This window comes from Corallococcus sp. CA047B (assembly GCF_003612065.1).
GTDB classification, from domain to species: domain Bacteria; phylum Myxococcota; class Myxococcia; order Myxococcales; family Myxococcaceae; genus Corallococcus; species Corallococcus praedator.
In genome coordinates this window covers 24928-47209 of the sequence record NZ_RAWD01000030.1, presented here as the reverse complement: position 1 = coordinate 47209, position 22282 = coordinate 24928, and the positions used below count along the sequence as shown (strand labels likewise).

General features: G+C 69.7%; 16 protein-coding genes and 1 pseudogene. 13 read left to right on the top strand and 4 right to left on the bottom strand.

The window, feature by feature from the left end; all coding sequences use genetic code 11:
• Nucleotides 1–291: pseudogene (locus tag D7X74_RS07975) on the top strand (hypothetical protein); the annotation flags it as partial.
• A 95-nt stretch (nt 292–386) separates the two neighbouring features.
• On the opposite strand, the gene D7X74_RS07970 reads toward D7X74_RS07975, so the two are convergent.
• The gene (locus D7X74_RS07970) at nt 387–2894 is read right to left on the bottom strand and encodes a sodium-translocating pyrophosphatase (protein ID WP_120532328.1); all 2508 of its coding nucleotides are present in this window, start codon (nt 2892–2894) and stop codon (nt 387–389) included.
• 314 nt (nt 2895–3208) lie between these two features.
• On the bottom strand, nt 3209–4621 hold the full coding sequence (locus D7X74_RS07965; RefSeq protein WP_233602019.1) for a hypothetical protein: 1413 nt from the start codon (nt 4619–4621) through the stop codon (nt 3209–3211).
• Between the two features lie 555 nt (nt 4622–5176).
• Here D7X74_RS07965 and D7X74_RS07960 point away from each other — a divergent pair.
• The 4 genes from D7X74_RS07960 (at nt 5177) to D7X74_RS07945 (ending at nt 12061) form a co-directional block, all read left to right on the top strand.
• The gene (locus D7X74_RS07960; RefSeq protein ID WP_120532326.1) at nt 5177–6166 is read left to right on the top strand and encodes a substrate-binding domain-containing protein; all 990 of its coding nucleotides are present in this window, start codon (nt 5177–5179) and stop codon (nt 6164–6166) included.
• Nucleotides 6167–6284: 118 nt separating this feature from the next.
• Nucleotides 6285–7328 (top strand): Virginiamycin B lyase, encoded by a 1044-nt coding sequence (locus D7X74_RS07955; RefSeq protein WP_120532325.1) that lies wholly within the window; start codon nt 6285–6287, stop codon nt 7326–7328.
• 261 nt (nt 7329–7589) lie between these two features.
• The gene (locus D7X74_RS07950; RefSeq protein ID WP_233602018.1) at nt 7590–10223 is read left to right on the top strand and encodes a hypothetical protein; all 2634 of its coding nucleotides are present in this window, start codon (nt 7590–7592) and stop codon (nt 10221–10223) included.
• 89 nt (nt 10224–10312) lie between these two features.
• A complete protein-coding gene (locus D7X74_RS07945; protein ID WP_158622196.1) occupies nt 10313–12061 on the top strand; it encodes a DUF4397 domain-containing protein in 1749 nt (582 codons plus the stop codon).
• Nucleotides 12062–12144: 83 nt separating this feature from the next.
• Here the strand turns inward: D7X74_RS07945 and D7X74_RS07940 are convergent, their stop codons facing one another.
• Nucleotides 12145–12648: a hypothetical protein gene (locus tag D7X74_RS07940; RefSeq protein WP_120532322.1), complete on the bottom strand. Its 504-nt coding sequence runs from the start codon at nt 12646–12648 to the stop codon at nt 12145–12147.
• 98 nt (nt 12649–12746) lie between these two features.
• The gene (locus D7X74_RS07935; RefSeq protein WP_120532321.1) at nt 12747–14093 is read right to left on the bottom strand and encodes a short-chain fatty acid transporter; all 1347 of its coding nucleotides are present in this window, start codon (nt 14091–14093) and stop codon (nt 12747–12749) included.
• Between the two features lie 76 nt (nt 14094–14169).
• Between D7X74_RS07935 and D7X74_RS07930 the strand changes: the two genes are divergently transcribed.
• The 8 genes from D7X74_RS07930 (at nt 14170) to D7X74_RS07895 (ending at nt 22258) form a co-directional block, all read left to right on the top strand.
• The gene (locus D7X74_RS07930; protein ID WP_120532320.1) at nt 14170–15642 is read left to right on the top strand and encodes an ATPase domain-containing protein; all 1473 of its coding nucleotides are present in this window, start codon (nt 14170–14172) and stop codon (nt 15640–15642) included.
• 14 nt (nt 15643–15656) lie between these two features.
• Nucleotides 15657–16043, top strand: a complete 387-nt coding sequence (locus D7X74_RS07925) for a response regulator (protein WP_120532319.1) — start codon at nt 15657–15659, stop codon at nt 16041–16043.
• Nucleotides 16044–16074: 31 nt separating this feature from the next.
• Complete coding sequence (locus tag D7X74_RS07920; RefSeq protein WP_120532318.1) at nt 16075–16896, top strand: hypothetical protein; 822 nt, start codon at nt 16075–16077, stop codon at nt 16894–16896.
• 128 nt (nt 16897–17024) lie between these two features.
• Complete coding sequence (locus D7X74_RS07915) at nt 17025–17432, top strand: hypothetical protein (protein WP_120532317.1); 408 nt, start codon at nt 17025–17027, stop codon at nt 17430–17432.
• A complete protein-coding gene (locus D7X74_RS07910; RefSeq protein WP_120532316.1) occupies nt 17425–17682 on the top strand; it encodes a DUF5985 family protein in 258 nt (85 codons plus the stop codon). The genes D7X74_RS07915 and D7X74_RS07910 overlap by 8 nt, the downstream gene beginning before the upstream one ends.
• Nucleotides 17683–17696: 14 nt before the next feature.
• Nucleotides 17697–17972 carry a DUF5985 family protein gene (locus D7X74_RS07905; protein WP_120532315.1) on the top strand — a complete coding sequence of 92 codons (276 nt, stop codon included), beginning with the start codon at nt 17697–17699 and terminating at the stop codon, nt 17970–17972.
• Between the two features lie 27 nt (nt 17973–17999).
• Complete coding sequence (locus tag D7X74_RS07900) at nt 18000–18956, top strand: aldo/keto reductase (protein WP_120532314.1); 957 nt, start codon at nt 18000–18002, stop codon at nt 18954–18956.
• Nucleotides 18957–19114: 158 nt separating this feature from the next.
• A complete protein-coding gene (locus tag D7X74_RS07895) occupies nt 19115–22258 on the top strand; it encodes a GAF domain-containing protein (RefSeq protein WP_120532313.1) in 3144 nt (1047 codons plus the stop codon).
• Nucleotides 22259–22282 lie beyond the last annotated feature (24 nt).

Here is a 22282-nt window from a genome sequence, read left to right as displayed (position 1 = left end):
GCCCTGGGCGGGGCGGCGCTGGGCGTGTCGCTGTTCACCGACTACCGGCTGAGCCTCGCGAAGCTCATCCCCATCGAAGCGCACGAGCTGTCCGACTACGCCTATGGGGCGGGCGCGGTGCTGGCGCCGTTCCTGCTGGGCTACGCGAAGCGCAGGCCCGTGGCGGCCGCGGTGCACGTGCTGGTGGGGGTGTTCACCGTGGCGGCGTCGCTCTACACGGACTACCGGTGCCAGACGGGCATGCACCTGGGCGGGGAGCTGGCCACGGACCCGGAGGGCATCGGGGCGTGAGACACGCCTGAAACATGTGACAGGAGACAGCGGCGGGGGCTTCCGTGGAAGCAACCCCGCCGCGGGCTTCCAGGTCGCGTCAGCGACGCGGCCGCTCAGGCGGTCTTCACCTGGGCCGGGGACTTCAGCTCGCTGGTGCCGGCGCTCTCGATGCGCATGCCGTAGAAGCTGCGGTAGACGAAGAGCATCGACAGGATGAAGCACACCGCGGCGAAGATGCGCAGCAGCGTGCCCTGGCCGGCGGCCTCCAGCTCCACGGACAGCTCCACCGCGAGCAGGCCGAACAGGGTGGTGAACTTGATGACCGGGTTGAGGGCCACCGACGAGGTGTCCTTGAACGGGTCACCCACCGTGTCGCCGACGACGCAGGCGTCGTGCAGCGGCGTGCCCTTGGCCTTCAGCTCCGTCTCCACCAGCTTCTTCGCGTTGTCCCACGCGCCGCCGGCGTTCGCCATGAACACGGCCTGGTACAGGCCGAAGATGGCGATGGAGATGAGGTAGCCCACGAAGAAGTAGGCCTCCAGGCAGGCGAAGGCGAGCGTGCTGAAGAAGACGCCCAGGAAGATGTTGATCATCCCCTTCTGCGCGTACTGGGTGCAGATCTCCACCACCTTCTTGGAGTCCGCCACGCTGGCCTTCTCCACCCCCTCCAGCTTGATGTTCGCCTTGATGAACTCCACCGCGCGGTAGGCGCCCGTGGACACCGCCTGCATGGAGGCGCCGGAGAACCAGAAGATGATGGCGCCGCCGGTGATGAGGCCCAGCAGGAACGGGGCGTGCAGCAGCGACAGGTTCTGCGTGTTGGCCGCGTTGAGCACCTGCGCGCCCGCGCTGTTGGTGGTGATGCCCACGAGCAGCACGATGATGGAGAAGATCATCGTCGTGGCGCCCACGACGGCCGTCCCGATGAGCACCGGCTTCGCGGTCGCCTTGAACGTGTTGCCCGCGCCGTCGTTCTCCTCCAGGTACTGCTTGCCCTTGTCGAAGTCCGGGGTGAAGCCGAACTCCTCATGGACCGCCTGCTTCACGTTGGGGACGTTCTCGATGAGGGACAGCTCGTAGACGCTCTGCGCGTTGTCCGTCACCGGTCCGTAGGAGTCCACCGCGATGGTGACCGGGCCCATGCCCAGGAAGCCGAAGGCCACCAGGCCGAACGCGAACACCGCGGGGGCAATCATCAGCGTGCCCACGCCCAGGGTGCTGAACCCGTAGGCCAGCCCCATCAGGCCCGCGATGATGAGCCCCATCCAGTAGGCGGAGAAGTTGCCCGCGACCAGGCCGGAGATGACGTTGAGCGACGCGCCGCCCTCGCGGCTGGCCGTGACGACCTCGCGCACGTGCCGGCTCTCCGTGGAGGTGAAGGCCTTGATGGCCTCCGGGATGATGGCGCCGGCCAGCGTGCCGCAGGTGATGATGGCCGACAGCTTGAGCCACAGCGAGTCATCCCCGCCGATGTCCGGGATGAGCAGGTAGCTGACCGCGAACGTCAGCACCACCGACACGATGGACGTCAGCCACACCAGCGCGGTGAGCGGCGTCTCGAAGTTCATGTGGTCCGCGTTCATGTAGCGGGCGCCCTGGATGGCGTTGTTGATCCAATAGGACACCAGCGAGGCCACCACCATCACGATGCGCATCATGAAGATCCACACGAGCAGCTGGACCCGGTACTCGGCGCCCACCGCGAGCAGGATGAACGTGATGAGCGCCACGCCGGTGACGCCATAGGTCTCGAAGCCATCCGCGGAAGGGCCCACGCTGTCGCCCGCGTTGTCGCCGGTGCAGTCCGCGATGACGCCGGGGTTGCGCGCGTCGTCCTCCTTGATCTTGAAGACGATCTTCATCAGGTCGGACCCGATGTCGGCGATCTTCGTGAAGATGCCGCCCGCGATGCGCAGCACGGACGCGCCCAGCGACTCACCGATGGCGAAGCCGATGAAACACGCCCCCGCGAAGTCCGCCGGAACGAACAGGAGGATGCAGAGCATCAGCAGCAGCTCCGTGCTGATGAGCACCATGCCAATGGACATGCCCGCCTGCAGCGGGATGGCATACGTGGGGTAGGGCTTGCCACGCAGGGACGCGAACGCCGTGCGGCTGTTGGCGAACGTGTTCACCCGGATGCCGAACCAGGCCACGCCGCAGCTGCCGGCGATGCCCACGAGGCTGGCGAACAGGATGATGGCCACGCGGCCGACCTCCATGTGTCGCAGGAAGCCGAAGTAGCCGACCATCACCGCGCCAATGAGCACCCAGAGGACGATGATGAACTTCAGCTGCGTCATCAGGTACGTCTTGCACGTCTCATAGATGAGCTCGGAGATCTCCAGCATCGCCCGGTGCACGGGCAGCTTCTGGAGGCTCGCGTATTGGAGGAAGCCGAAGACGAGGCCGAGGAGACAGACGGCGATGCCGGACATCAGCAGCTGCCGTCCATCGAGGCCAGCGAAGAAGGTGACGGAGCGGAAATCGGGGAGGACCAGGTCCGCCTCGCTCGCGCTCGCGGTGGTCGCGGCCAGCAGCGCCAGGAATCCGAAGACCCGCGGGGCCGTGCCGGTGACACTCTTCAGGAGCGTGTCCATCCGTGGAACGGTGGATGTCATGGGTTCAACCTCTCACAGTGACTCATTGGGCGCGCGGCCCACTGCACCGCGTGCACGGTTCGCAGCGAGTGATGTCGAGGGGTTGGCCGCCTGCGTGCGAGCACTTCCGAGCGCAGACGCTTCAGCGCAGCCTCGCCCTTCAAGACACGACGAATCTTGAAGGCGGCTGGCGAATATCACGGCGGATGAAACGAAGTCTAATTCCAGGATTCCATGTTGCATCCCGTCAACGGAAAGACTTGGGGGAAACCCGTATGTCTTCCGGTCGGGAGGCCTGTCGCGTCTGGAATTGAACTGCGGGATGCCCCGCGGTGTCAGGGGTTCAGGCGCAGGAGGAAACCATCCTGCAGCCGCTGCGACGGTCCGTCCTCGGAGGCGGGCCGGTTCAATCCTCCCGCGAGCAGCACGCCACCGGTGGAGTCCACGGACACGTTCCGGGCATTGGAGGCGGTGCCAGCGCTGGCGAAGCCACGCACCCAGAGCGACGTGCCTTCGTCAGGCAAGAGCTTCGCGACATACAAGCCGGGAGGCAGGTCCGCGCCGCCCAGGGCCCGGCCGCCATCGTGGCTGCCGGCGACCGTCACCTGACCGGCTTCGTCGGTGGCGACCACGGGCGCGCCGGTGGGGAAGGTGCGCGCCCAGCGCTGGCTGCCCTGGGCGTCATACGCGAGCAGGAAGCCGTCGCGTGAGTCCGCCCGGTGCCAGGCATTCTGGAAGTAGAGCCGGCCGCTGAAGCCGCCGCCCACGAAGACGCGGTCCGGGCCCACGGCCACGGACAGCGCGCTGCCATCCGTGCCGCGCACGTCGTGGCTCCACACGTGGTCGCCGTCGTGGGTGAGCTTCACCACGAAGGGCGTGTGCTGGCGCACGGTGAGGAACGTGGCGTCGCCGAAGGACACCGCCCCCGCGTAGCCGCCCACCACGTGCACGTCGCCGAAGACATCCACCGCCACGGCTCGCGCGGAGACTTCACCTTCGCCCACGGGCGTCCACACGCGGCTCCAGCGCTGTTCACCCTTCGGGCCCACGCGCAGCGCGAAGCCCGCGTGCCTGCCATTGGGCGCCGACTTCAAACCCTCACCGAAGTCGCGCTGGCCGGTGAAGTCACCCACCAGCACCGCGCCACCGTCGTTGTCGGACGTGACGGCGTTCACGGCGACGGGGCCTTCACCCGGAAGCGAGCGGACCCAGTCCAGGGCGCCCTCGCCGCTCAGCCGGGCCAGGAACGGCCCTTCCGGCAGCGTGGCGGTGTCCTGCGTGAAGCCCGCGGAAGTCCCCGCGAGGAAGACGTGGTCGCTGGCATCCACCGCCAGCCCGCCCACGCGCGCCCGCGCCTGGCTCTTGGGCGTCCAGCCCCGTGCCCAGCGCAGCGTGCCTTCCGAAGAGAAGCGCGCCACCAACAGATGGGGCGCTACGACATCGCGGTCGAAGGGAAGGGGCCCCGCCCCCAGATTGATGGGCTCCTGATAGGTGGCGGCCACGAGGACGTCCCCGTTGGAGGTCACCACCGCGTGCGGCGCCTGCTGGTCCCCAATCATCAGGGTCCGCGACCACGCATGGGCCTCCACGCCCTCTTGCCCCACCTGTCCACCCACCTCGCCGAGCACCGGGATGCGCGGTGTCGTAGCCCGGGCTTCCTCGCACCCCACGAGGAACAGCAGCCCCCCCACGCACACCGCCATCCGAAACCACGCCACCGTCGCCACCCCGTCCCGGTCTCGACCCACCAACCCCGACTCCCCCACCCTTCAACCGCGCAGTGACCCTTCTGCAAGCGCGCGGCCAAGGTCCTCACGCGAAGGTGCTCCCTCTGAGAGCGCCCTGGGAACGCGGCGCAAGGGCGGGTTGCGTGTCCGCCAGCCGGTAAATCCTCCCGCCTCGGGGGCGGGGGGCGGCGGTAAAGAAAGTCGCCGCGCGGGTTGCCCTCCCGAGCACCAGGCGGGCGAGGGCAGGGGACGCGCTGTGTCCAATGGGTGACAGGAATGCCGCCACGCCTCCGTCACGGGAACGTGAGGGATTGGGCATCCCGCCGCGCGGAACATTCCTCCCACGCGGTGTGACCTGGCGTGGCAGAGATTTGACGCGTTTGAGTCATGTCGTTGTCTGGCATTGAGGCATCTTGCCCGTCGTCGAATCCGGGCACGCCGGGTCCGATGACTCTTCCGCCACCTCCATGTCCTCCCGACCGCGCAAGGCGGAAGGGCCGGGGTCTGCCCTGAAGCTAGGACAGGGGTGGCGATGAGGCTGTCCAACCTGCATCAGGCACCAACCAGGAGTTGTCCATGAAGACGACGATGAAGTGGGTGATGTCCGCCGCGGTGTTCGCGATGTCGGCCGTGGGCTGCGGTGGCGCGTCGGAGGCCACGGTGGAAGACATGGCGACTGCGAAGCAGGACCTGGGCCCGAACCGGGAGTTCTACGGCTCGGACACCTTGAAGGACGCGATGATCGCCGCGAGCCTCGCCTCCAGCGCCAACCTGAACGTCCAGGGCAAGGGCTCCGGCGTGGGCGAGGGCTGTGTGCGCACCGGTTCCGCCGGTTACTGCACCGCCGGCCAGCAGGCGCTCTCTCCGATGTCGCGTGACTTCAAGGCGCCCTGCCGCACGGGCGAGCGCAGCAACATCATCGCGCTGGACGCGGTGAACGCGTTCGTGAACACCAGCAACGCGCTGACCGACATCTCCCTGGCCGACCTGCGCAAGCTGTTCTTCGCCACGGACAGCGCGGGCGTGGCCATCCCCGGTTCCTGCACCAGCACCCTCACGAAGTACCGCCGCGACGACCTGTCCGGCACCACGGACACCTTCAAGTCCCTGGTGGGCGGCGGCACCTTCTGCTCCGACGTCACCGTCATCGCCGACGGCGCCCTGCCGGCGGCCTGCGCGGGGGAGACGAGCGCGACGAAGTGCATCGGCAAGCTGACCGCGACCGACGCCAACGCCATCGGCTACTCCGGTGACTCCGCCGCCCGCACGGGCAACCGGGCGCTGAGCGTGAATGGCATCGCCCCCAGCGTCACCAACGTCCGCAAGTTCCTCACGGACAAGGCCAATGCCTACCCGCTCTCCCGCGGGCTGTTCCTGAACGAGAGCACCACCAACACGCGCTCCACCAACGAGCGGATCCTCTACGCGTGGGCCTACAGCGCCGCGAACAAGCAGGCCTTCGAGAACATCCTGGTCAACCAGGGCTTCATCGCCTGCGACACCACGGGCGCCCTGAAGTGCGGCGGCGTGAACAACGACGGCAAGGGCGCCGGCCTCTGCCAGTAGTCCCGCGCTGAACCCAGGCAGCACGTCGCACCGGGCCGGGAGGGAAGACCCCTCCTGGCCCCCTTGCGCCGTGGGGCTGCCGCTGTCCCCCCACTGTCACCCGAAAGAACCCGGACCCATGCGCTCCATCGTCACGCTGCTCGTCGCATCCACCACCTTCATCAGCGCGCCCGCGCTCGCCGACTCCACCTCCCAGAATGCTCTCAAGGGAAGCCCGCCCTGGGCCTGCCGCCAACCGGCTGGCACCGTGGGCACCGTGCGGGAGATCCCGCTCGCCCCGGGCTCGGAGCCCGTGGGCATCACCGTCGGGCCGGACCTCAAGGTCTGGTTCACCCAGACCGGCAGCAACACGATTGGCCGCGCCACCCGGGACGGGCAGGTGACCCAGTTCGCCCTGCCCACGCCGTATGCCTCTCCCCAGAACATCACCCCGGCCCTGGACGGCAACCTCTGGTTCACCGAATTGAGCGTGGACCAGGTGGGGCGCATCACCCCGGCCGGCGTCGTGACGGAGTTCCCGCTCCCGGAGCGGGGTTCGTCCCCGTTTGGCATCACCGCGGGCCTGGACGGCAACGTGTGGTTCACGGAGGTGACGGGCAACCGCATTGGCCGCATCACCCCGGCGGGCGTGGTGACCGAATTCGCCATTCCCACGCTGGCGTCCCAGCCCCGGGGCATCGCCCTGGGCGTGGACGGCAACATCTGGTTCACCGAGCTGGCCGGCAACAAGATTGGCGTCATCTCCCCCGCCGACGGCACGCTGCGGGAGTTCAGCATTCCCACGCCGGACAGCGGCCCCAGCGCCATCACCCCGGGCCTGGACGGCGCCATGTGGTTCACCGAGCAGTTCGGCAACAAGGTGGGCCGCATCACCCCGGCCGGCGTCGTGACCGAGTACGCCATCCCCACCCCTGACAGCTCACCCGCCGCGCTCTCGGTCGGCGCCGACGGCAACGTCTGGTTCGTCGAACAGTTCGGCAACAAGCTGGGCCGCATCACCCGCACCGGCGCCATCACCGAGTTCCCCCTCCAGACCCCCGACAGCTTCCCTTCCGGCATCTCCTTTGGACCCGCTGGATTCTTCTGTCTGGATGGCAATGTCTGGTTTGCCGAGCGCTTCGGTGACCGGCTTGGAAAGCTTCAGGTCGTCACGACGCCGTGACGTCAGGTGTTGCAAGGACTTGTCAAAGCAAGACAGTGTCTGCGCGGTAGGGTGCCCTTCATGGTTGGCGCCCTACCGCGGGGGTTCTTCAAAGGCGGGGCCCGGCTGACGCCATTCGACGAACGGGGTCCCGAACACATGTGGATGACACGGAAGGGGTTTGTGCCCGGCCTGGCCCGGGGTGTCTTGTTATGGGCTGGGGTGCTCGCGGCGGGCTGTTCCGAGTCACCGCCCCCGCCGCTTCCGGTGCCGCCACCGCCCGTGGCCACGGCCTGTCCGCCCGCGCGTTCGGGCGAGCGCATCCCGATGCACGCCGGTGCGCCCGCGGCGACCTTCACGGAGACCTTCGACGGGCTGAAGGCCCGCGTGGATGCCCAGTGCGCCCAGTGTCATGCGGCGCCCAACGCCGTGGGGGGCTTCCAGTACGGCGCCGGCCTGGAAGGGCTGAAGCACGACGGCGCGAGGATGGCCCTGAAGGCCTCCCAGGGAGAGATGCCTCCGCTGGCCACGCCCGAACAGACGAAGAAGGCGGTGGAGCTGGCGTGCGCGATCGACGCCTGGCTGGCGCAGGGGTCTCCGACGGGGAGCTTCAGCGGCAGTTGTGACGACGCGGTCACGGGTGGTGTCTCCGTGGAGCCCGGGGTGGCGGCGGCGATGACCGACCTGGGCCACTGCGTCCCGGACGTCACGAAGCCGGAGCTGTTCGGGAGCGACCCGGACAAGGACGCGGCCTTCGCGGCGCTCACGAAGCTGCCGCCCAGGCTGTCCGACACGGACACGGACATCATGACGTTCGACGTGGAGAAGCTGGCGGCGCGCGGCACCTTCGCCTTCGCGCCCACCTATCCGCTCTTCTCCGACCACGCGAAGAAGCTGCGCCTGGTGCACGTGCCGGCCGGTCAGTCCATCCGGTACGACGCGCAAACGAAGGCGTTCCACATCCCTCCCAACACGCGCTTCTACAAGACGTTCTTCAAGTCGGTGGCCGGCAAGGATGGCTACCTGCGCTACCGGAAGATTGAAACGCGCCTCATCGTCGTGCGCGAGCCCTGGAACCAGTCGCTCTTCGGCACCTACCTGTGGAACGCGGAGGGCACGGTCGCGGAGCTGCATGACCTGCGCTACCGGAACGGGGAGCCGTTCTCCGACCGCGTCCTCGTCTACACGGAGCACGAGGGCACCGGGAAGACGCGCAACTACGCCATCCCCGGCGCGCACCGGTGCGTCAATTGTCACACGGGCTCCGAGGGCCAGAACTTCGTGCTCGGCTTCACACCGCTGCAGCTCAACCGCCGCGCTCCGGGCGAGGCGGGCGTGGATGCGAACGCGAACATCCAGGAGGACGAACTCAGCCAACTGGAGCGGCTGGTCCGCGCGGGCGTCATCACCGGCTTGCCGGCTTCCGGCACGCGGCAGGAGTTGAGGGACCTGCTCCCGAAGCTGGAGGGGTACGCGCAGCAGGCCGGCCCGGAGGGCCAGCCCGTCCCCGGAAAGGAAGCCCTGGAGCTGCAGGGCTACTTCGTTGGCAACTGCGCGCAGTGCCACAACCCCAACGGGTTCGCCGTGCAGAGCAACCCCGCCATCGCTTCGCTGGATTTCTCCGCGGGAGGCATCCTCTTCGGCTGGAACCCCTGTGGCGTGAAGGAGAGCAACGGCCAGCGCAGCTATGCCGTCTGTGATGATGGAGCCCAGCCCGACTTCTTCCTGAAGGACCTGTTGCTGCGCACCCCGGGCAGCACGCTCTATCAGCGCGTCGCTCGGGACACGGATGCCCGCATCATCCACATGCCCGCCAACGTGCCCGGCAACGACTGCCGCGCCGCGCTGCTGATGGCGCGCTACCTGGGCGCGCTGGAGTGGAAGGGCGAGGAGGCGCTGTCCGCGCAGGACAAGGCGGCGAAGAAGCAGGAGCGCCTGCGCCAGGCAGAGCAGGCCGTGGCCGCCTCGTGTTCGAACCCCACCGATGTGCGGTGGATCACCGAGGACTTCACGGACAAGGTGCCCTACGAGCCGCGCAACTCGCGCTGGAAGGACGCCATCGGGAAGCCTCCCTATGAGCACCTGACCCGCTATCCCATCACCGCCCAGCACGAACAGCTCGCCCGTCAGTCCTTCCCCACGAACTGGTGGGTGGGCAAGCCGGGCTGCTCGTTCCCAAACCAGCCCGCTCCGGAAACCATCGAACCGTGGATGCTGGATACGCTGGGCAGGCCCCGCTACAGCTGGGGCCGGCTCTACAGCTCCACGCCGGGCGCCACCGCCTTCCAGGGCATCTGCGCCAACTGCCACGGGCGCGCGGGCGACGGCCAGAGTGGCGCGGCCAAGACGCTGGTGGCCCTCAACGGCGCACGGGTGGCCAACCTCACCGCGGGCCTCTTCGGCGCGACGAACGGCACGCCCAACCTCGTGCCCTTCGAACAGGAGTACGGCGCGCACGGTGGCGCCCGCTACCTGCTGTGGATGGCGAGCGGCGGCACCACGGTCCAGTTCACCGAGCAGTTCATGCAGGCCTGGGTGAAGTACGGCGAGGTGGACATCGACTTCTCCGCCGACACCCGGGACTGGGCGTCGTGGGGCGCGAACATGCTCGGCGCGGCGCGCGGTGCCTGCGACCTCATCCGGCTGGGCAAGTTCGGCACGGCCACGCCCCCCAGCGCCAACATCACGGCCATCGGCGGAACGCGGATGTGGACGGAGGTCTGCACCCTGGACAATCCGCTGACGCAAGGCATCCGCGAGGGCACGGACTCGGCGGCGCTTGAGGAGTGGCTGAGGCACGCGGAGTTCAACGTGGGCGTGATGGCCTACTTCTTCCTCCGGGATGAGCTGTCGAAGAACCCGCCGGGCTGGATCTACCCGCTGCGCAACGAGTGCGAGAAGCGCGTCGCTCCCTGAAACCCATTCATGACCCTGCAACACCCATTCCCGAAAGGGGAAGTCGCGTGAAGAGACACAGCTTGAGGGCACTCCTGTGGTGTGTGGGATTGAGTGTGGTCCCGCTGCTGGTCGGATGTGATTCCACCGAGTGCCGGGATGCGTTCGATTGCCGGGACCAGGGCACGGCCCCCACGGGCCAGGTGTGGGCGTGCCAGGAGGAGAAGTGCGTGGCCGTCCCCCCGACGCCGACCGCGGAGGTGGACGCGGGCACGGGCACCGATGCCGGGGTGGATGCGGGCACGGATGCCGGGACGGACGCGGGCATTGACGCAGGTACGGATGCCGGGGCGGACGCGGGTGTGGACGCGGGCACCGATGCCGGGGTGGATGCGGGCCCCATCGCCTATGTCCGCTTCGTCAACGCGCTCTACGAGGGCAACTTCGACGATGCCAACACCCCATGGGACGCGGCCCGTTACCGGATGGATGTCCAGGCGGGGACGCCCGCGCAATCCCTGTTCACGGGGGTGGAGTCCGGCGAGCCGGGGGTGAAGGACTTCGTCCCCGTCACGCCGGGCGCGGACCTCCAGTTCTCCCTGCGCAAGGCAGGGGCGTCCGCCACGGAGCCCGCGCTGGCGACGACCGGGAAGGTCTCACTGGCCGAAGGCGAACGGCTGACGCTGCTGGCGGTGGGCGGGATGGCGAGCGTGGGGACCAGCGAGGTCAACGCGCCGAAGCTCCTGGCGCTGAAGGACGACGCGTTCGGCGCCGTGCCGCCCGACGAGGTCCGCGTGCGCCACGTGACCGCGGACCAGGTGATCGCGGACTTCTTCCCCCGGCTCCTCAAGACGGACTCGGGCGAGGAGCTGCCGGAGGTCACGCCCTTCACCGCGGATCCGGAGGTGAAGGGACGCGCCATCCCGGCGACGACGGGCCGGCTGCTGGTGCGAGGCAGCATTGACGCCCCGGAGCCCTCGCAGAGCGCGGAGGTGGGCTACACCCTGCCGTCCGGCGCGCTGGTGAAGGGCCAGGGCTACTACGTCCTGTCCTCGGGGGATGACCGCCGTGCCATGAACGACGCGGGTGCTTCCTCCCTGCTGCTGATTCCCGCGGGGAAGGGCAGCGCCGTGCGCCTCAAGCGGGATCCGCTGCTCTATTTCTTCCATGCGCTCATCGACGGTGGGGCGCTGAAGGTGAGCAGCCAGGGCGCGCCCATCGCGACGGGCCTGGGCTATGGAAATGATCCGGCGGTCGGTGATGTGTCAGCGGGCACTGCGGGACATGCGCTGACGTTCTCCCTGGCCTCGGGCTCGGCCGTGCTGGGCGCCTTCCAGACGGGTCCCCTGGAAGCGGGCCGCCGCTACCTGGTGGTCGTGAGCGGCAGGTCGGGACAGACGGGCGCCGAGGGGCCCCGGGCCTTCATCGTGCCGGACACCTTCGCGCCAGACGCGCAGGACGCGCGCGTGCGGTTCATCAATGCCTGTTCATCTTCTCCCGCGCAGGGCGTGGGGCTGGGCTTCTTCGATGTCGCCGGTGACAACTCCAGTCGCGGCCCCACGTACACGAGCGTCATTCCGGACGTGACGTATGGCGCGGTGGGCGGCTCTGTCGAAGGGGAGGGCTTCCCCGCGCCGATGGGGACGGACGCGACGGGCTCCTACGCCTGGTACGCCATCCGGGGGCAGGAGGGCGGTGCCTCCACGGAGCGCTCCGTGAAGGGGACCCGCATCACCCGGCCCCACCTCTTCGTGCTGATGGGCGACTGGACGACGGGCCCGAAGTTCCGCGCGCTCAACCTGCGCAACAACAGTTGGACCGCCCTGACGCCCCGGGGCGACGAAGCCTTCAAGCCGTAGTCGCATCGCTGGAAACACCAACGCCCGCTCGGGAAACCCATCCCGGGCGGGCGTCGTCGTGTGCTGCCTTTCGATGCGGAGGACTACAGGACCTTCACGGGCACTTCCTTGAGCACCTGGTCGCCGCGCATGATGACGACGGTCCACGCGCCGGGCTTCGCCAGCTTCACGCCGGTCCACTGACGCGCGCGCCAGCCCTCGCCCTTCACCTTCACGTCCTTCGTCTCGCGCACGGTGGCGCCCTGCTTCACCTGCACCAGCAGGTCCTCGACGGAGTCGCCCTGGGGCACCAGGTAGCTCTGCCACAGCATCACGGAGGTGCCCGCCTTGACGCCCTCGGGGCCCACCTCGGCGGTGCACTCGTACTTGTTGGGGCCGTCCTTGGCCACCTCGGTACACAGCTTGGCTTCCACCAGCACCGGACCCTGGCCCTGGCCCTTGTAGAAGAAGTTCCAGGTGTCACGCACCGCGTCCGCGCTGGGGGCCTTCACGGTCTGCGCCGGCGGAGCCGCCGCCTCCTGCGCTCCCGCGACCGTCGCCACACCGAGTACCGCGCACAGCACGCTTCCGTTGAACACGCTCTTCATGATTCGGGATCCCCTCGTTTGGACGTTCAAGGAGGCCGTCCCACGTCCGGCCTCCAGGAGTGTGTGTCTAGCACGGAACACCCCGCCCCCGTCCTGCCCTACCCGAAGAGGAAGAAGCCCAGCGTCACCAGTGGCAGGTAGACGAGGAAGGCGACCAGGAGGAAGCCCAGGATGTCTTTGAACTCCAACCGCGCCACGGCCAGCAGCGGCAGCGCCCAGAAGGGCTGGATGAGGTCGGTGGCCATGTCGCCCCAGGCGTACGCCAGCACCACCTTCTCCGGCGCCACGCCCAGCCGGCCCGCGGCCTCCAGCAGGTACGGCGCTTCAATGGCCCACTTGGAGCCGCCGGAGGGCACGAAGTAGTTCACCACGCCGCTGTACAGATACACGATGGCGGGGAACGTCTCCCGCGTGGACAGCGATACAAACAGCTCGCCGATGCGATCCGTCAGCCCCGTGGCCTTGAAGATGCCGTAGATGCCCGCGTACAGCGGGAACTGCAACACGATGCCGTGCAGCACGCTCGCGGCCTCCTCGCTCGCCTTGAGCAGCCGCGCGGGCGTGCCGTGCAGCAGCACCGCCAGCACCAGGAACGTGAAGTTCACCACGTTGAGGTTGAGCGCGCGCCAGCCGCCGTTCAGCCACAGGTGCCGCGCGAACCACGCAAGGCCCAGCACGCCGAAGATGACATTGAGCAGCCACGCGTGATCCAACCACTCGGCGGGGCTGAGCTTCCCGGAGGGCTTCGGCGGCGGGGTGAAGTCCCCCAGCTTCTCCAGCACCTGGGGCTCCACGCGCACGGTGCGCTCCGGGGATGGGTGCAGCGCCCACGCGAGCGCCGTGAGCAGCGCCACCGCGCAGAGCGTCAGGCCCACGTTGAAGGGGGAGAACAGCGTCCGGTCGATGGGGATGATCCCCAGCTGCTTCTCCAGGAAGTGCCCCGGCGTCGCGACCAGCAGCGGGGCGGAGGCGGACAGGCCCGCGTGCCATGTGGCGCCCAGGCCGAAGTACGCGCACGCCACCAGCAGCCGGTAGTCCACGTCCGGCCTGCGGCGCGCGATGAAGCGCACCAGCATGGCGCTGGCCACCAGGGACAGGCCCCAGTTGAAGTACGCGAGCGCCATGGACACCGCCGCCATCAGCGCGGTGGCGCCGCGCGGGCTCCTGGGCAGGCTGGCGACCTTCTCCAGCAGCGCCTTCACCGGGGCGGTGAGCGCCAGCAGGTAGCCGGTGAACATCACCAGTGCCATCTGCATGGAGAAGGTGAGCAGCTCCCAGAATCCGCCGCCCCACGCATCCAGCACCACCGGCGGTGAAGCCCCCACCCACCCCAGGGCGAGGGCCATGGTGAGCAGGGTGAGGAGCACGGCGATGGCGAAGGCGCTGGGAACGAACCGGGAAGAGAAACGGCCCAGCCCTTCGGCGAGCCTGACGAGGGTTTCCACGCGGCGGACTCCAGGCGGGCAGGCGCTCCACAAACTCCGGAGCGACACCCCGGGTTTTACGGTATGAGCGGTCGCCATGTCCCCTAGCGAGCAGCACACCCCCGTCTTCGATCGCATCGCGACGGGCGTGCCCGGACTGGATCCCATCCTGGGCGGCGGCCTGATGGCATCGGGCGTCTACATCGTCGTGGGAGAGCCCGGGGCAGGGAAGACCATCCTCGCCAACCAGCTCTGTTACGAGCAGGCGCGCCAGGGCACTCGCTGCCTGTATGTGACGCTGCTCGCGGAGTCCCATTCGCGCATGCTGGCGAACCTGCGCAGCATGGCGTTCTTCGACGCCTCGCAGCTTCCCCAGCGCATCTACTACGTCAGCGGCTTCCGGATGCTGGAGGAGCAGGGGCTGCCGGGCCTGCTGGAGCTGCTGCGCCGGGAGATGCGCAACCACGGCGCGGGCATCCTGGTGCTGGACGGGCTGGTGCAGGCGCAGGAGGCCGCGGGCAGCAGCCGCGACTTCAAGAAGTTCATCCACGAGCTCCAGGTGTCCGCGGGCCTCACGCGCTTCACCGCGCTGCTGCTCACGAGCAGCGTGGGCCCCACCGTGCATCCTGAATACACGATGGTGGACGGCATCCTGGAGCTGCGCGAGCGCACGGCGGCCATGCGCTCCTGGCGCGAGCTGCAGGTGCGCAAGTTCCGCGGCAGCGCGAGCCTGAGCGGGTCGCACCACTTCCGCATCTCCGAGGCGGGCGTGGAGGTGTTCCCCCGCCTGGAGTCGGTGGTCAGCCGCGCGCAGCCGCCGGACTGGGGCACGCAGCGGGTGCGCTTTGGCGTGCCCACGCTGGACGCGATGATTCCAGAAGGGCTGGCCGCCGCGTCCACCACGCTGGTGATGGGGCCTCCTGGCAGCGGCAAGACCCTCCTGGGCGCCAGCCACCTGGCGGAGGGGCTGCGCCTGGGCGAGCCCGGCCTGATGGTGAGCTTCTACGAGGGCCCGGACCGGCTCTTGCACAAGGCGGCCAACGTGGGGCTGTCGCTGGGCAGCGCGGTGCGGGACGGCCGGCTGACGCTCCAGTGGAACATGCCCGCCGAGTGCAACCTGGACATGGTGGCGCACGCGCTGCTGGAGGACGTGCGCAAGCGCGGCGTGAAGCGGCTGTTCGTGGACGGCCTGAGCGCCATGGTGGAGACGACGCACGAGCCGGCGCGCATCAGCCCCTTCTTCGCCGCGCTCACGCAGGAGCTGCGCCGGCTGGGGGTCACCACGTTCTTCACGTTGGAGACGCCCCGGCTCTTCGGCCCGGACATGGACGTGCCGCTGGGCACGGGCCTGTCCGGCGTGGCGGAGAACCTGCTGTTCATGCGCCACCTGGAGCTCAACGGCCGGCTGCGGCGGCTGCTCTCCATCTTCAAGCTGCGTGACGCGGACTACGACCCGACGTTGCGCGAGTTCCTCATCACGCCCCAGGGCATCGAGGTGCAGCCTCCGTTCCAGCCGTCGCCTGAATTGCTGCTCACCGGCATTGCCCGCTTCCCGGGCAACCACTCCTGACCCCCAGAGACTCCGTGGCTCCCGCGACCGAGACCGTGCTGGTGGTGGACGACGAACAGGGCATCCTGGAGGCCCTCGCGGACCTCTTGAGGGAAGAGGGCTACCGCGTGCTGACGGCGTCCCATGGCAAAGAGGCCCTGGAGCGCATGGCGGAGGTGAAGCCGGACCTGGTGCTCACCGACTGGATGATGCCCGTGCTGGATGGGCCCGCGCTCATCGAGCGCATCCAGAAGGACCCGGAGCTGCGGCACATCGCCGTGCTGGGCATGAGCGCCGTGGACACCAACGGCCTCAGGCGTCAGCACCCCGGGATGGAGTTCCTCCAGAAGCCCTTCGACATCCGCGCCCTGATGAAACAGGTGCGCAAGGCCCTGGACGCGCCGCGCGTCCGGGAAGGCTGAGCATTCCAGCCGCGAGCCTGGGAGGCCCGCCATGTTCCACCTGCTCAAGCTGGGCCCGGTGCCCCTCTCCATGGGCACCACCGGGGTGTACCTGCGCATCGGCGCGTCGGGCGACCCGTCCGCCCCCGTCTTCGAACAGGACGACGTCGCGGGCGTGAGGGCCCTCATCGCCGGCCTGGAGGACACGTCCCAGGCGCTGTGCGAGCCCGCGCTGGCGGAGGCCGCCCTGGAGCTGGGCCTGAGCGTGGCGCCGCCTCCGCAGGCGGCGCTCTCCTCGCGGGCGGCCATCGCCACGTTCCTCGCGTGGGGACAGCGGGGCGTGTCCGGGCTGGGGTCGGACAAGGCGCTGCTCTTCGTCCAGGCCGCCACCGAGTACTGGAACGCGATGCCCTGGACGCACTGGGATGACGGACAGCCCTTCGTGGTGGACGTCACCGGCGCGCACGAGCACACCTACGAGGGCTGCGTCTTCCACGCGGACGACGGCCTCGCGGGACTGGCCCTCTATGAACGGCCCGGCGCGCTCGCGCGGCTGCTGGAGCTCCAGGTCCACGGCCAGGGGGAGGAAGCGAAGGCGCTGCCCGCCATCGCCGTGTCCCTGGAGCCCAGCCCCGCCTACGCGGTGGAGGCCCTGTCCGCCGCCGGCCGCGTGCCCCGGCTGCCCCTGCCCATCAAGTCCGGCCCGCACGGCGTGAGCGTCCCCTCCAGCCTGGAGTCCCTCATCCTGGTGGCCGCCCTGCGCGCCGTGGCCCGCCTGTCCCCCACCCAGACCGAGGCCCTGAGCAGCATGGTGGCGGGGGAGGCGCGCATGGACGTCCGGGTGCGGGCCCCGGCCCAGCGCGTACGCAACTAGGCGGAATCAGGCGCCCCCCGCCATGACGCACCCTGCCCGGGCAGGGGAGCGGGCTCGTGTGGAACTGTGAACAACCGCTGTAGGGGAAAAGGTTGATTCACAAAGTATCTGGGTCCATAGGTGGAGGCGTGACTGACGCCGGCCTCTCCCCACGGGTCCAGCGCTTCCTCACGACGCACATCGATTCCATCGAGAAGCTGGAGGTCCTCCTCCTGCTTCGCGCCCGGACAGACCGGGCATGGAAGGCGCCGGAGGTGGCCCTGGAACTGCGCATCACCGAAGCCTCGGCGGCCCGCCGTCTGGCGGAGCTGAAGACGGGAGGGCTGCTGCTCCAGGATGGGGTTCCGGGCGAGGCCTTCCGCTTCAGCCCCTTCCAGTCAGACGACGTGCAGGCCGCGGCGGAGCTGGCGACCACCTACGCGGCGCGGCGCGTGAGTGTGATTTCGTTCATCTTCTCCCGTCCCATGGACCGGGTGCGGGGGTTCGCGGACGCATTCGTGTTGAAGCCGGACAAGGATGGCAAGGACCATGGCTGAAGCGGTCTACCTCCTGTGCGCGTTGACGAGCGTGGCGTGCGCGGTGTTGCTCCTGCGCGCGTGGCGGCGCACGCGGATGAAGCTGCTGCTCTACAGCGGGCTGTGCTTCTGCATCTTCACCCTCAACAACGTGCTGCTCTTCGTGGACCTGGTGCTCATCCCGGAAGGGGACCTGTCGTTGGCGCGCACCGTCACGTCGCTCCTGGCCAGTGGGGTGCTGCTCTTCGGCCTCATCTGGGACGTGTCCTGACGGACGGACCGGTCATGCTCAAGACCCTGCTCGATGGCGCGGTGATGATGGCGTACCTGGCGTGCGCCCTGTTCTTCCTGCGCTTCCACCGGCAGTCCCGCGACCGGCTCTTCGCCTTCTTCGCCCTGGCCTTCGCGTTGATGGGCCTGCACAACCTGCTGGGCACGGTGGTGGGCCAGGACCTGGACTCCGAAAACCGGCACTACCTGTACGTCGTCCGGCTGGTCGCCTACCTGCTCATCCTGGGCGGCATCTGGGACAAGAACCGCGCGGGGCGAAGCGCGCGGTGAGATGTTGGGGGCCTGGAGGCGTCATCCATGTCCGGCCCATCGTCGTTGCCCCGCTTCACCCCGCGCCGTGAGTTGGGGCGCACGGGCTTCACCGCGACGTCGGTGGGCATTGGTGACGTGGCGGACCGCACGGTGCCGCGCGAGGAGTTGATCGCCACGCTGCGCCGGGCGCTGGACGCGGGGCTCAACGTCATCGACACGGCGCCCGGGTACGAGGACGGCCTGAGCGAGGAGGTCGTGGGCGAGGCCCTGCGCGGCCGGCGCGAGGGCGTCTTCGTCATCGACAAGGTGGACGTGCTGGACGCGCCGGTGGCGCCGCAGGTGGAGGAGAGCCTTTCCCGGCTGGGCCTGCCGTCGGTGGACCTGTTCGCGCTGCACGCGGTGAAGTCGCTGGCGCAGTGGGAGCAGGTGGCGCGGCCGGGCGGGGCGCTGGAGCAGTTGGAGGCTTGCGTGGCGAAGGGCCAGGCGCGCTTCCGGGGCATCTCCTGTCACCACCCGGACGCGCTGCTGGCGGCGGTGCGTTCCGGGCGCTGTGACGTGGTGATGTTCCCGCTGGGCCCGTTCGTGGACGCGCGCTACGTGGAGCAGGTGCTGCCCCTGGCGCGCGAGAAGGGCGTGGGCGTGGTGTCCTTCAAGACGTTCGGCGCGGGCAAGCTGTTGGGGGACACGGAGGGCTACGGCCGGCCGCTCCAGGCGCGTCCGCGCGGAAAGGTGGGCTCCGGCGGCGAGGCGCGGGACACGCCGGTGTTGCCCCACCTGTCGGTGGCGGAGTGCGTGCACTACACGCTCACGTTGGATCCGGACGTGATGTTGATGGGGCTGGGCTTTCCCAACGAACAGGACGCCGCGCTGCACGCGGCCGCCGCCTTCCGCCCGCTGGAGGATGCCGCGCTGCGGACGGTGCGGGAGCGGGCCCATGCGGCCATCGAAGGCAAGGGCGCGGTGTGGTGGAACCCGCCTTCACCCGAAGTGCCCACGCGCTGAGCCGCCGCGAGAGGGCAGACGGGCCTGGACGGGTTGGCTGGCGAACACTCGTCCCGACTCCGGATTCCATGGGGCCTTGTGGGGGGGAGGAGGCCGTCATTATCGAAGCACCCCATCGGTAATGAAGCGCTGCCCGTGCGGTGCCTCGGTCCTCCTCCATGCCCGAACCCTCCCTCGAGCCATCCGCCGAGCCCTCCGGAGAGACGCCGCCTGTCATGGAGGCGACGAACGCGGTCCGGCTGGCGGAAGCAGGAGGCGTGTCTGGCTTCGCGAGGGCACCGGAGCCCCTGGATGCAGCGGCGCGGGTGGAGGTGCGGAACCTGTCCGAGCGTGTGCTGGAGGACAGTCCGCCTTCGCGAGGACCCGGCGAGGGAAATGATTCGCCCGAGGGCCGTAACCAGGACGTGAAGGTGGCCTCCGCGAACAGCCTGAAGGACCTGGACGTCGCGAGCGCTCGCGACGTGTCGGAGCTGCGAGCCTCGCGCTCAAGCGGTCCACCCGAGCTGACGGCATCGGCCGTGAGCACGACGGACGCGGCGGACGGCGTGAAGGACCCTCCCATGGGCCGGACCGGGGCCGCGCCGGTGCTGGCGCTTCCACCCGAGGCCGGCGCGCCGTCGCATGCCTTCGGGGAGGAGGGCCGCTTCGCCTTCCTGGCCCGCGCGGGGGAGGTGCTGTCATCGTCGTTGGATGAGCCCACGGTGCTGCGCCAGCTCGCGGACCTGGTGGTGCCGGGGCTGGCGGACTGGTGCGTGGTGGATCTCATCACGCCCGCGGGCACGGTGGTGCGTCGGGCCGCGGCGCACCGCGACCCTTCGCTCGTGCCTGACGCGTATGCCATCGCGGAGCGCTGGCCCCTGCAGGTGGGCGGCCCCACGGGCGTGCCCCATGTGCTGGGCACCGGCCAGCCCTACCTCCTGCCGGACGTGCCCGAAGCCTACGTCCAGGCCGCCGTGGCGCGAGGAGACGGACGGCTGGCGGAGGCCTGGAGGCTGGGCTGCCGCTCCGTGATGCTGGTGCCGCTGGAGGCGCGGGGCCGGGTGCTGGGATGTCTGTCATTGATGCGCGGTACGTCCGCCCGCCGCTATGGCGAGCAGGACCTGGCGCTGGCGCACGAGCTGGCCCGGCGGGCCGCGCTGTCGCTGGACAACGCCGCCCTGTATGGCGAAGCCCGTCAGGCCCAGGCGCGCACCGCGCGACTCCAGGCGGTGACGGCGGCCCTGTCCCGCGCGGCCACCGAGGACGCGGTGGCGCAGGTGCTGGCGCGCGAGGTGTGGGAGGCCAGCGGCGCCACGCGCGTCGCGGTGCTGGCCCTGGAAGAGGACGGCGGCCTGCGCCCCCTGCGCCTGCTGGGGTACTCCGAGGACGCGCTGGCCCGGTTCCTCCGCCCCCAGGACGAGGACGCCTTCCCGAGGATGCTCCAGGACTGTCGGCGCGAGGCGTGGTGGTTCAGCTCGCAGGAGGAGTTCCTCCGCCAGCACCCCCAGGCCGCCGGGTTCGCGCGGAGCCAGGGGCCCGGGGCCCGCGCGGTGGTGCCGCTGTGGGGCGAGACGCGGGTGCAGGGGCTGTTGCTGCTCGCGTGGCCGGAGGCGCGCGCCTTCTCGCCGTCGGAGCGGTCCTTCCTGGAAGCGCTGGCGCACCAGTGCGCGCAGGCGTTGGAGCGGGCCGCGCTCTACGAAGCCCTGCGCGAGCGCACCGAACGCCTGCGCCAGGCGCTCGTCACCGGCGACATGGGCACGTGGCGGGTGGACCTGGGGCGCGCGAAGGAGACGCGGGACGCGGCGCTCAACCACATGCTGGGATTGCCCGCGGTGGATTCCTCCTCGGCCGTGGGCGACTTCCTCTCCCGCCTGCACGCGGAGGACCGGCCGTACGTGGAGGCGGAGTTCCACCGGTACCAGCGTCAGCCCCCCTGCTTCTTCGAGCTGGAGTTCCGCGTGGTGCGCCGCGACGGCGGCGTCCGCTGGTTGCACAGCGTGGGGCAGTCCTTCCCCGGCCCGGACGGGAAGGTCGCGTACCTCACGGGCGCCATGGCGGACATCACGCGGCGCAAGGAGGCCGAGGAGCGGCTGCAATTGCTGCTGGACGCAAGCCGCGTGCTGGCGCTGCGCCTGGACGACGTGGAGCAGACGCTGCCGGAGGTGGCGAAGCTGGTCGCGAACCACGTGGCCACCGGATGTCGGGTGGACCTGGCATCGCCGGACGGCACCCTGCGGCGGGTGACGGCGGCCCACCGGGCGTCCGCGCACGACGCGCGGTGGAAGGACACCCCGTCGGACCGGGAATCGGGGCCCACGCAGCCGGCGCTCCAGTGCTTCGCGTCGGGCGAGGTCTGCTTCCTGTCGCACCTGGACGCCCAGCGGGGTGACGCGCTGTCCGTCCACGTGGACGGTGTGTCGCCCACGTCGGTGCTGGCGGTTCCGCTGCGCGCCCGGGGCCGCGTGCTGGGCGTCATCACGCTGTTCACCGCCGTGCCGCAGCGCGCGCTGGTGGCCGCGGACGTGACGATGGTGGAGGAGCTGGCGCTGCGCATTGGCGTCGCGCTGGAGAACGCGCGGCTCTTCCACGACGCCCAGTCCGCGGTGCGCCTGCGCGATGAGTTCCTCTCCGTGGCGAGCCATGAGCTGAAGACGCCGCTGACCAGCCTCATCCTCCAGCACAACCTGATTGGCCGGGCGCTGGAGGTGGCCGGGGCGTCGGGGCTGGTGACTGGCCGGCTGACCACGGCGCAGCGGCAGGTGCTCCGGCTGACGGCGCTGGTGGACAACCTGCTGGACGTCAGCCGTCTGTCATTGGGCAAGCTGGCGCTGGAGCGCACGGAGGTGGACCTGGCGCAGCTGACGCGCGACGCGGTGGAGCGGCTGGAGGAGGTGTTCGCCCAGTCCCGGTGTCCGGTGCGCGTGGACCTGCCTCGCACGCTGACGGGCCAGTGGGACGCGCTGCGGTTGGATCAGGTGCTGGTGAACCTGCTCACCAACGCGGCCAAGTACGGCGCGGGCCACCCGGTGTCGGTGCGCGCGGGCACCGGAGCGGAAGGCGAAGCCTGGCTGGAGGTGCGCGACGAGGGCATCGGCATCGACGCGGCCGCGCTGCCCCGCCTCTTCGGCCGCTTCGAGCGCGCCGTGTCCGACCGGCACTACGGCGGCATGGGGCTGGGGCTCTACATCAGCCGGCAGATTGTCGAAGCGCTGGGCGGCCGCATCGACGTGGACAGCCAGCCGGGGCAGGGCGCCACCTTCACCCTGCGACTGCCCCGTCACGCCGCGCCCGACACGCAGTCCCGTCCCCCCCAGGATTCGTGAGGGGGGGACGGGGCGCGCGGGGCG